This is a genomic window from Flavobacterium cryoconiti (assembly GCF_048158645.1).
Taxonomy (GTDB): domain Bacteria; phylum Bacteroidota; class Bacteroidia; order Flavobacteriales; family Flavobacteriaceae; genus Flavobacterium; species Flavobacterium cryoconiti.
In genome coordinates this window covers 16,237-28,103 of record NZ_JBLNKW010000002.1, presented here as the reverse complement: position 1 = coordinate 28,103, position 11,867 = coordinate 16,237, and the positions used below count along the sequence as shown (strand labels likewise).

Annotated in this window: 9 protein-coding genes; 4 read left to right on the top strand and 5 right to left on the bottom strand. The window is 34.9% G+C overall.

Going from position 1 to position 11,867, the window contains the following annotated elements; all coding sequences use genetic code 11:
• Positions 1-11 precede the first annotated feature (11 nt).
• From ACM55H_RS03125 to fbp, 4 genes are all read left to right on the top strand, one after another.
• A complete protein-coding gene (locus ACM55H_RS03125; RefSeq protein WP_416835118.1) occupies positions 12-833 on the top strand; it encodes an SDR family oxidoreductase in 822 nt (273 codons plus the stop codon).
• A 47-nt stretch (positions 834-880) separates the two neighbouring features.
• Positions 881-2,761, top strand: a complete 1,881-nt coding sequence (gene uidA, locus ACM55H_RS03120; protein WP_416835117.1) for a beta-glucuronidase — start codon at positions 881-883, stop codon at positions 2,759-2,761.
• A gap of 262 nt (positions 2,762-3,023) precedes the next feature.
• Positions 3,024-5,033 (top strand): glycoside hydrolase family 3 protein, encoded by a 2,010-nt coding sequence (locus tag ACM55H_RS03115; protein WP_416835116.1) that lies wholly within the window; start codon positions 3,024-3,026, stop codon positions 5,031-5,033.
• A gap of 245 nt (positions 5,034-5,278) precedes the next feature.
• Positions 5,279-6,286: a class 1 fructose-bisphosphatase gene (fbp, locus tag ACM55H_RS03110; RefSeq protein ID WP_416835115.1), complete on the top strand. Its 1,008-nt coding sequence runs from the start codon at positions 5,279-5,281 to the stop codon at positions 6,284-6,286.
• A gap of 1,032 nt (positions 6,287-7,318) precedes the next feature.
• Here the strand turns inward: fbp and ACM55H_RS03105 are convergent.
• From ACM55H_RS03105 to ACM55H_RS03085, 5 genes are all read right to left on the bottom strand, one after another.
• The gene (locus ACM55H_RS03105) at positions 7,319-7,831 is read right to left on the bottom strand and encodes a nuclear transport factor 2 family protein (protein ID WP_416835114.1); all 513 of its coding nucleotides are present in this window, start codon (positions 7,829-7,831) and stop codon (positions 7,319-7,321) included.
• 178 nt (positions 7,832-8,009) lie between these two features.
• Positions 8,010-8,327, bottom strand: coding sequence for a cupin domain-containing protein (locus ACM55H_RS03100; RefSeq protein ID WP_416835113.1), 318 nt, complete (start codon positions 8,325-8,327; stop codon positions 8,010-8,012).
• A 150-nt stretch (positions 8,328-8,477) separates the two neighbouring features.
• Positions 8,478-9,290, bottom strand: a complete 813-nt coding sequence (locus tag ACM55H_RS03095) for an SDR family NAD(P)-dependent oxidoreductase (RefSeq protein ID WP_416835112.1) — start codon at positions 9,288-9,290, stop codon at positions 8,478-8,480.
• Positions 9,291-9,296: 6 nt separating this feature from the next.
• Positions 9,297-10,511, bottom strand: coding sequence for a 3-oxoadipyl-CoA thiolase (gene pcaF, locus ACM55H_RS03090; protein WP_416835111.1), 1,215 nt, complete (start codon positions 10,509-10,511; stop codon positions 9,297-9,299).
• A gap of 132 nt (positions 10,512-10,643) precedes the next feature.
• Positions 10,644-11,861: a CaiB/BaiF CoA transferase family protein gene (locus tag ACM55H_RS03085; RefSeq protein ID WP_416835110.1), complete on the bottom strand. Its 1,218-nt coding sequence runs from the start codon at positions 11,859-11,861 to the stop codon at positions 10,644-10,646.
• Between the last annotated feature and the right edge of the window lie 6 nt (positions 11,862-11,867).

The following is an 11,867-nucleotide window of genomic DNA, read 5'->3' as shown; positions in this document are numbered from 1 at the left end:
AATCGAATAAAATGATTAAAAAGAATATTTTTTCGCTTGACAATAAAGTGATTGTTGTTACAGGGGGTACGGGAGTTTTGGGAGGGCACTTTGTAAATGCAATTGTTCAAGCCGGAGGTATAGTAATTATATTGGGATTGAATGAAGAAAGAGGAAATGCTCAAGCTGAAGAAATAAAGCTAAATGGTGGAGAAGCTATATTTCTAAAGGTTAATGTGTTAGATGAATGGCAACTAGTGAGAGCAAAAGAAAGAATAATTCAAAAATACGGTAAGATTGACGGTCTAGTTAATGCAGCAGGAGGTAATGTCCCGGAAGGAATCCTAAATCCAGACGATGATGTTTTCAATTTGAATATTGATGGGATGAAGGAAGCTATGGAAGTTAATTTGTGGGGCACTATTATACCGAATCAAGTTTTTGGACCTACTCTAGCTAAAACTGAAAATGGCGCTATTGTCAATATATCCTCAGTAGGTTCTAAAAGAGCTTTAACTAGGGTTTTGGGATATAGTATGGGTAAGGCATCTATAGATTACTATACGAAATGGTTTGCGGTTGAGATGGCTAATAGGTATGGAGATTCTATCAGAATAAATTCCATAGCACCGGGATTCTTTTTGTCTGAACAAAATCGCTCCTTACTAACTAATCCTGATGGGTCTTATACCAGTAGAGCCGATTCAATTTTAAGACAAACACCATTTAAGCGTTTTGGGAAACCGGAAGAATTATCCGGAGCTTTGGTATGGTTGTTAAGTGATGCCTCTAAATTTGTAACCGGAATGGATATTGGTGTTGACGGTGGATTTACAATAAATAGCGGTGTTTAAAAACAATAGAATGAATAATCATTAAATTAATAAAAAATAAATTATTTATGAAAACTAAAATTTTAATAATAGCGACTCTGTTTCTCTCATTCATTAAGGCGGTAGGCCAGGATTTTAAAACAGCAGAAACGAAAGATATTGCTTTGTTTCCACAACAAAATGAGTTCAGAAATAAAGAGAATATTTCAGGTATTTGGAAATTTCAGAAAGATTCACTCGATGTCGGAGAAGCTCAAAATTGGAAGAATGGTTTGCCTAATACCCGTTCGATAGCCGTTCCGGGAAGTTGGAACGATCAGTTTACTGACAGTAGAGATTACCTTGGGACTGCTTGGTACGAAAAAGAAATATTTATACCTAGTTCTTGGAAAGGTCAAAAAATTTATGTCAGAATTGGTTCCGCTAATTATGCTTCTAAAGTGTATCTCAATGGAAAATCGGTAGGCGCACATGAAGGAGGAAATTTGCCTTTTGCTTTTGATATCTCCGCATTAATTAACTGGAATGTAGCTAACAGAATAACAATTCAATTAGAGAACATATTAAAACCTACTCGTGTTCCGACTGGTGGTGGTGTAGCTGGCGGAATGTTCTCCAGTAATCCAAAAGCTAATTTTGACTTTTTCCCTTATGCAGGTTTACAGCGTGATGTATTGTTGTATAGCGTTCAGTCAGCTGCTAATATTAAAGATTTAACTGTAGTAACAGGATTTGAAAATACTACTGGTTCCGTTAATCTAAAAGTAGATACAGAAGGAAAAGCAACCAAGGGAAAAGTTACTATTGCTGGAAATAATAAAGTGTACGAATCAGAATTTGATTTAAATGGGAACACTGCAAATGTACTTGTTAAAATTCCTGAAGTACGACTATGGTCAACAGAAGACCCATTTCTTTATAAAGTTTCAGTTAGTATCAGTGATGCCAATCGTGTTATAGATACTTACGAATTGGAGACAGGGGTAAGAACGATTTCGACTAATGATAAACAAATACTTTTAAATGGAAAACCTGTATTTCTAAAAGGATTTGGTAAACATGAAGATTTCCCTATTTTTGGAAGAGCTACTGCAAACCCGGTAATTATAAAAGATTATTCCTTATTGAAATGGGTAGGTGCGAACTCTTACAGAACATCGCATTATCCATATGATGAAGAATATATGAATATGGCCGATAGAGAAGGGATATTAATCATCAATGAAATTCCGGCTGTTGGTTTGTATTTTCATGGAGACAAGGAAGAATTAAGATTGAGACAAATTGCCTGTAAAAAGTATATTGAGGAATTGATTACCAGAGATAAAAACCATCCATCAGTAGTAATGTGGAGTGTGGCTAATGAACCTTTTCCAGAAGGGATTAATTTATCTCCTAACGATGTAAAAAAAGCAGATCCACAATCAGTAGTTTTGTTTAAAGAATTGTTTGACCTTGTGAAAAAATTAGATCCTACCAGGCTAAAAACACTTGTTGGAGTAATGGGGGGGCCAGTAGAATGGTTGGCATTATCTGATGTAGTATGTATTAACCGCTATTGGGGTTGGTATACGAATCAGGGTGATATTAAAACCGGAGCTAAAATGCTTAGCGATGAATTAGATGATTTATATAGTAAATTAAAGAAACCAATTGTTATTACTGAGTTTGGAGCTGACACCTTTCCTGGAATGCATGCAGATCAGGCAGAGATGTTTACCGAGGAATATCAAGTACAATTTATTAAGGCTTATCTTGATGTAGCAGATACAAAAGATTTTGTGGCAGGTATGCATGTATGGGCTTTTGCTGATTTTAAAACAGGACAATCGGTTATACGATTCGGAGGGATGAATTATAAAGGAGTGTTCACAAGGGACAGAAAGCCTAAAATGGCAGCTCATTATTTAAGAGAAAGATGGACCAAAAAGCCAGAAGATAAAAAATAACTAGGGTTACAAATTTAAAAAACATCTTATAAAATAGGCGCTATAACTCTTAATATTATATTGGTTCTTCTGGTTTTTTTGTGAAAATAAAATCATTTTTATGCTTTAATAATACATGCCCTTATATTCCTAACATGTTAAAAAAAAGATACTACACTTAAAAATGTTTCACATCTATTCCGGTAGAACCATTATATTAAAAATTGAAATTAAAACAGTATTTCAATTTTGTTTAAAGACATTAATTTCATAAAATACGATTATGACTAATTATCACACAAACATTACGAGAATTTTATCATTTACTTTGGTTTCTTTTGCCTCTTTTGCTCAAAGTCCTATACAACCAAAATTAGGAAATGAAGGGGTTCAAATCATCAAATCACAAGGGTATGAATTTAAAGATTTGAATAAAAACGGTAAACTGGATAAATATGAAGATTGGCGATTACCAAATGAAACCAGAGTTAAAGATTTGATTTCTCAAATGACTTTGAAAGAAAAAATAGGTTTTATGCTAATCAGTACCACAAGAATGGAAGGTGATTACGCATTTCAACAGGATGCTCCAAAAGCAGAAATAAAAAGTGGATTTAATGAAGAGGACTTGGTTCAAAACATTAATATGTTTTCCAAAAAACCATTACCAGTGCCAGTAATGTCAGCTGTAGGGACTACTAAGGCAGTAACGCAATATAATCTTAGGCATTTTATTCTTAGAGCTAATACTTCAGCAAAAAACATGGCGGAATGGAGTAATAATCTACAGCGACTATGTGAATCTTCAAGATTGGGAATTCCGGCTATAGTGGCTTCAAATCCAAGAAACCACATCACTGTGGATGCCTCTGTAGGTCTAAGTGTAGGAACCACAATTTTTTCAAAATGGCCCGGAGAATTGGGACTTGCTGCCATGCGGGACTTAGAATTGACAAGGGAATTTGCAGATATTGCGAGACAAGAATGGGCTGCAGTTGGTCTTCGTAAAGGATATATGTATATGGCTGATCTTGCTACTGAGCCACGCTGGCAAAGAGTGGAAGGGACTTTTGGTGAAAATGCTGATTTGGCAGCTTCAATGATACGAGAAATAACGTTAGGTTTTCAAAAGAATAAATTAGAAACAGGTTCTGTAGCCTTGACGATAAAGCATTTTCCAGGAGGAGGCCCACAAGTAGACGGTCAAGACCCTCATTTTGTTTGGGGGCAAGATCAGCATTATCCGGGGAACATGTTTGATTATCATTTAAAACCTTTTCAGGCGGCTATTGATGCGGGTACTTCCGCGATTATGCCTTATTATGCAAAGCCTATCAATACAAAATATGAAGCGGTTGCTTTTGCTTATAATAAAGCTATTATTAATGATCTCTTAAGGGTTAAAATGGGCTTCAAAGGGATTATCAATTCGGATACTGGACCTATAGAAATGATGCCTTGGGGTGTGGAGAATTTAAGTGTTTTAGAGCGTTATCAAAAAGCAATTGATTGTGGTGTAGATTTATTTTCAGGAACGGGAGATCCAACCTTATTGTTGGAGACTGTTAAAAAGGGCATGGTATCTGAATCAAGAATCAATCAATCAATAGAAAGGCTTTTAACCGAAAAATTTGAATTGGGTTTATTTGAAAATCCGTATGTTGATGTTTCTTATGCCGAAAAAACCGTTGGAAACAGTGAATTTCAGAAGAAAGGAGATCTAGCCTTTAGAAAGTCTATTGTATTATTAAGAAATAATGCAAAATTACTGCCAATTAAAAAAGGCACTAAAGTATATTTAGAATCACTATATAATAATAGTAAAACAAACATTCCTGTTTTAGCTAGTCTGGCTAATGAATTGGGTATTGAATTTGTCAAAGATAAAAAAGATGCTGATCTTGTTGTTTTAATGGTAACACCTAATGCAGGCGGTCTTTTTAGCAGTACCGGTGCTGAAATAAAATTACAACTATCCGATAATAAAATTGATGTACCGTATATAAATGAAGTTACTTCCAGTAAACCTACAGTAGTGGTTATAAATTATTCAAATCCATGGGTGATTGATGAAATTGACAATAAAAATTTACAAACTGTATTGGCAACTTTTGGAACTTCTTCAGCTGCCATATTAGATGTTTTAACGGGAAAGTATAATCCAACCGGAAAAATGCCTTTTACTACTCCAAAATCGCGTCAGGCAGTATTGGATAATCAATCAGATGTACCAGGATATTTAAAACCAGAAGGTTACGCATTATTTAAGTTTAATGAAGGGTTAGGGTATTAATCTTTGTATTATTAGAAAATGAAAAATAAAATTTATGCCCATCATTAAATAGGTTTGGGAATAAGAATAAGATTTGTATAAATAGGTTAAACTAATAGAAAGGTTAAAATTGATGTTTGGTTTGGTTTTTATGTTTTGTTAGTATAAAAGCGGTTTTTTAAGCCGCTTTTATTTATTATGTCCAGTACTAAAATATAGAAAATCCAGACTACTAATTGTAAAAAAAGGTCATAAAGACTTAAAAAATGAACGAAAGCAACAAAACTTTAGGAGAATTTATTATTGAAAACCAAAATGATTTTAAATATTCGTCGGGAGAATTATCGCGAATTTTTAATTCTATTCGACTGGCCGCAAAAGTGGTTAGTTATAAAGTTAATAAAGCGGGACTGGTAGATATTGTTGGGGCTGTAGGGGAGAAAAACATACAAGGTGAAGACCAGCAGAAATTAGACGTGTATGCTAATGAGACTTTTATTCAAACGCTAATAAACAGGGAGATTGTTTGCGGGATTGCTTCTGAAGAAAACGATGATTTCATTACTGTTGGGGGTGTAGATAATGATCACAACAATAAATATATCGTATTAATAGATCCGCTGGACGGTTCATCAAATATTGATGTTAATGTTTCTGTAGGTACCATTTTTTCTGTTTATAGAAGAATAACACCATTTGGAACACCAGTAACCTTTGAAGATTTTTTGCAACCTGGAATCAATCAGGTTGCTGCCGGTTATGTGATTTACGGGACCTCGACTATGCTTGTGTATACTACGGGTCATGGCGTAAACGGATTTACATTAAATCCTGCCATTGGCACTTTTTATCTTTCTCATCCAAATATGAAATTTCCAATTGATGGAACTATTTATTCGGTAAATGAGGGTAATTATATTCATTTCCCACAAGGTGTTAAAGACTATATTAAATATTGCCAATCAGAAGAAGAGGATCGACCTTATACTTCGAGATATATTGGTAGTCTTGTTTCCGATATCCACAGGAATATGATTAAAGGAGGAATTTATCTGTACCCAACGAGTTTTAAGGCATCCAAAGGTAAATTGCGATTGTTGTATGAATGTAACCCTATGGCGTTTATTGTAGAACAGGCAGGAGGAAAAGCTTCTGATGGATTTTCTAGAGTAATGGAAATTTTGCCAACTGCCTTACATGAAAGGACTCCTTTCTTTTGCGGTAGCTATAACATGGTTGAGAAAGTAGAAGAGTTTATGTATAAAGTAAAATAGAGTAAATATTAGTTTACAGAAGCTATTTTGGTTTTCCTAAAAACAGGAGTTATCCAAGGTGGTGTAGAGAATTTTGTTGTGAAATTGAGAAGAAATTCTGCTGAAATAAAAATGTTTTTCTAGTGATTTAATGATGATTTTTGAAATTAATAAAAACGAAGAAGCCTGTAAATTCTAAGATTTACAGGCTTTTTCGTTTCAATTGAAAATGAATTAGTGGAGTCGCCGAGGCTACAATCGAACATCTTATACCGATCTTAACTTTTTTTTATAGCTTAAAATTACGATATAATGTATTGGTTTTTAATTATTTAGGTTGTTAATTTTTGATGATAATTTTTTAAGTTTAAAATATTTAGCTAACTGTTTTTAACGTTTTTCAATAATTCTAGGTTTTTTAAAGATAAAAAGTTGTGTCTAAAGGAGCCGTTAGAGTTCGACTGTCGAACTTTTATTCATAGTCGAACACTTTTAAAAACTAGAGTAAAAAACAAGAAAAATCAGGTACTACAACTTGTAATGTAAATATTACTCTTACTTGACAATTCATAAACGAATTTATACATGATTTAAAGAAACTGGCTATATGGAAAGTTATTAAAGTTAAAATCTATTTCTCAAATTTACTTAATTATTTTTAGCTCTGTCGCATCTAATAATAACCTTTGCCTTTCATTTTTTTTTAATCCTTCAATTCTTGAATACTAAAGGTCATTGTTCTCCAAAATCTATAATTCTTAAGACAATATTTTTTAAACTCAGGTTTACATTGAGTTAAAGAAGTCTTTAGGAGATAATAAAAATGTGTGATTTTCAGTTGTTCACGCTACAATTCAACGTTGAGTATATAGATTTGAACCATTTATTAAGGCGCAAATGAGTAAACGAAAAATAGGAGTAGAGTCAAGTTAGAGGCTGTATGAAACCAATATAAAAGTTAAAAGGTATCTGGTGTTACTTATAGATTTTTTTTAGAAAAAAAACAAAATTAACAGAAAGCGGATACATTTTTTTGCTTCTAAAATTATTTAATTATTTCTTTACTTCAATAGCTCGTTGAAGAATAGCACGAGAATCGGCACTTGATATGGGTCTTACTGTGCGATTAGTAACTTTCCAGCCATCTGTAGTTCGCAAGAGTTTCCATTGGTTCACCGTGAGTTGATAAATAGAAAATCCAGGAGAAGTTCCTTTACCAGGAAGTTGCACATGAGAGGCTGTTGTGTCTGGCATCACTATCAGCAAATAACCCGTAGCTACTGCAGTATCGCCATTTAGCGTGATGTGAGGAAGCATTGCTAAGTGTGTCATTCCGCCTTTGATAGCCTCCTTCTGTTCAGGTGCATTGACGATTTTCAATATTTCATCTCGACCTTTATCTTGTCTTGTAGCACCTCTGTCAAAAGTAGCATCTTCTGTAAACATTTTCGTCCAATACGATTCCGATGCTACATCAGAACTAAAAGCAGAACCTGCAAGAAGGTTTAGGATTTCAAGTCGGTCTTCAGTAGCTATAATACGTGCGAGAAGTTGTTCTGTGTCCAAAGTACTTATTTGTTTATGGAGAGTCGAGTTACCTATTTTGTTTTTAGCCTCTACGTTCTGGGCAGAAAGTAGATTAGAAATTAATAAAAAGACGATATACAGAACAAATTGTATATTAAAATTAGCTTGGCTTTTCATTTTTGATAGTTTAAAATGGATTTGATAAAACACCTAAAAATTAAATTTGGTAATCTTCTCTAACGGGACAAAATATATCAAATATCTTACATTTTGTAATTGCTTTTCCTCCGTGTACCATATTAGGAGGTATCACAGCAAGTTGTCCCTTTTCATAGATTTTTGTTTCCTCGCCAATGGTCAATTCAAATTTTCCCTCCAAAACTTGGGTAACTTGTTCATGGGAATGTGCGTGCATGGGTAAAATCGCACCTTCTTCAACATCCCAGTAACCCAAGGTTAAGTTTTCTGTATGAACAAACCTTGCCTTGAATCCTTCTTTTATTTCATTTTGTGGTAGTGTATCTAATTCAATCATCTTTTTAGTTTAATTGTTTTAATTATAGTTTCTTTCCATTTTTAGGTTAATTCGAACATTCATGGTTAAGGAAAAAATCTCCAATTCTTATAGCAAAATTTTCATTTTAAAAATTCCCAAATAAATCCATCCAAAAATTACTTTTATCATTTAATGAATATGAATTCCTCCATTAACGTCAATAGTAGCACCAGTAATGAATCCCGAAAGGTCGGAAGCTAGAAAAAGACAAGTACCTGCTAACTCTATCGTTTTACCAACACGTTTTAATGGAATTCCCGAAATCACATCATTCAATTGTTTTTCCGAAAGACCATCTAACATACTGGTTTCTATCATGGCTGGGCAAATTACATTAGCTCGAATATTCATGGGTGCAAATTCTCGAGCTATAGCTTTAGTAAGGCTAATAACCCCACCTTTTGAAGCGGCATAGTGAGTACCTCCTACCAATCCTCCCCCACGTTGAGCCGACAAAGATGATAAATTGACAATAACGCCGGCTTGCTTTTCAGTAAATATTTTCAAAGCACTTTTGCAAATATTGAAAGTACCTTTTAGGTTTACATCCATGATCAAATCATAGGCTTCATCAGTGATAGACAACATTCCTTCTGATTTTACAATGCCAGCACAATTCACTAAGCAGTCAATAGTTCCAAAATGTGCTACTGCCATTTCTATCACTTTATCACAATCTGAGATATCTCGTATATCGCATTGATGATAAATAATGTCAGGTGTATGACCTATTTGTGAAGCGATGGAAGTACCAACCTCATTGGCTATTTCGGCATTCATTACCAAATCAAGAAGTACTAATTTAGCACCATGAGCTGCAAAAAGTTCTGCTGTAGCATATCCGATACTGCGTAAAGATGCAGCCCCGACAATCACACAGACTTTATTTTCTAACAGTAATTGATTGTATTTTTTACCTTCGTTTAAGTTTATATTTTTCATATTTTTTTAAATAGTTACATTTTCAATTATTACGGCATAACCCATCCCAACGCCAACACACATAGCCGCAAGTGCATATTTTTTCTTTGAACGTTGCAGCTCATTCATAGCTGCTTGAATGATTCGGGTACCCGACATTCCGAGTGGATGTCCTAGTGCAATTGCTCCACCATTTGGGTTTACTCTTGCATCATCATCAGCAATGCCTAAGTTTCGAGTAACCGCTAAACATTGAGCGGCAAAAGCTTCATTGAATTCAAATACGTCTATTTGGTCGAGGGTCAAACCTGCTTTTTGCAACGCTTTTTGTGTTGCTCCAACAGGGCCAATTCCCATAATTCGAGGTTCTACACCTACTACCGCCGAGGATACTATTCTTGCTTTTGGAATAAAATGATGTCTTTTTAATGCTTCTTCGGAAGTAATCAACATAGCAGCAGCACCATCATTTAATCCCGAAGCATTTCCTGCAGTTACTGTTCCGCCTTCTTTCTTGAAAATAGGGTTTAATTTTGAGAGAATTTCAATTGTTGTACTGCCTTTAATAAATTCATCAGTATCAAAAACAGTGATATTACCTTTTCTATCAGTCCTTTCAACTTTCATGATTTCATCCGCTAAAATGCTGTTTTGTTGTGCTATAAACGCTTTTTTTTGCGAGCGAAATGCAAATAAATCTTGATCTTCACGGCTTATTCCATACATTGTTGCTAAATTCTCAGCGGTTATGCCCATTGCATCGGTACCGTATAATTTTTGCATTTGTGGATTAATAAATCGCCATCCAAAACTACTATCAAATAGTTGAGCATCATTGCCAAAAGGTTTTGATGTTTTAGAAATCACCCATGGTCCACGCGTCATGTGTTCCATTCCACCCGCAATAAAAATAGCACCATCATCAGCTTTAATAGCTCTATTGGCATGAATAATCGCCGACATTCCTGAAGAACATAAACGATTGACTGTTTCACCTGGAACGGTGTGTGGTATTCCGGCTAATAGTAAAGCCATTCGTGCTACATTTCGATTGTCTTCCCCCGCTTGGTTATGACAACCTAAAATCACATCGTCAATTAATTCTGTTGGTAAATTTGGATTTCTTTTGATGAGTTCTTTAATTGGTAATGCTGCCAAATCATCGGCACGAAGAGTTGATAAAGTGCCTCCTAAACTACCAATTGGCGTTCGGATAGCATCAATGATATATGATTGTTTCATACGTAGATAATAATTTATTTTTAAAGGAATATGGTATCGCCATTCTTCATTCCAGTTTGTGTTTTGGAATCATGGCGATTTCATCTGATTAAAAATTGTTAGTAATATAGCTTAATAAATTCATAACTGTTTTTATGATTGTTTTGAATCTTTAAAATTGTAGGCTGCTTTTTCTATTAAAATTTTTTCCATTTCAGTTTCTGAATATCCCAATTCGCTAAGAATTTTGGTAGTATCCCAGCCACAGGGAGCTGCAGTAGAACGCGCCGAAGGATAATTGCCATCAACTTTTATAGTGGAACGTATTACAGCAATTTTCCCTTCGGTTGGATGATTTTCAAAATCAATTAGCTTAACAGCCTTTAAATGTGGGTCATTAGTTAATGTTTCAAGTGTATGGCAGGGCATAGCTGGTAAATCTGTTTCTCGAAATATTGTAAGCCACTCATCAGTGGATTTATTATCAAGTGCTGTACCCCGAATTTCAAACCATTCTGAAACATATTTTGCCCTGCTTGCCACAGTTGTAAATCGTTCATCATGAAGTAATTCAGCTCTATCCGTTATTTTTAAAAAGGCTTGTACCTGAGCATCCGTATTGATGGTAAAGGAAATATATCCATCCTTAGTTTTAACAGGCTGATTATGGGGGCTTAAAAGTCGAAGATCGCCCGGAGGACCAACAGGTGGTTCAAAACTTTGTTGTGCTAAATGTTCTTGCAAAACAAAAGATGCCATGGTTTCAAACATCGGTATTTCTATACTTGAACCTACTCCCGTATTTTGACGCTGCATCAGTGCAGCCATAACTGTACCAGCCGTAATTTCCCCCACAACGTGGTCGCATATTAGCATAGGAACGTAAGCCGGTTTTCCATCACGAGCCATAGTTAATCCGGCAATACCTGAAGCACCTTGCAAAACACTGTCGTACGTTGGTAATCCTGAATAAGGGCCATCTGTACCATAGCCAGTTATTAAACAATATATTTTTTCTGGATATTTCGCTCGAATTGTTTTTGCATCTAAGTTCAAACGTTCCAAAGCTTCAGGGCGCATATTGGCAACAATTACATCACACCATTCTACTAATTTTTGAATGATTTCTTTTCCACCCTCTTTTTTTAAGTCGAGACAAATATTCTTTTTTCCTCTGTTGAGATGCAAGTAAGCCCCTGAATGTTGTCCCGTAGGTGATATTCCTCCAAGACCACGCATCAGATCTCCTGAAGGGTTTTCAACCTTAATAATTTCTGCTCCATACTGCCCCAATCGCCAAGTAGCCACTGGACCAACAACTACGGATGTTAAATCTAATATTTTGATGCCTTTTAATGGTTCAAACTTCATATTCAA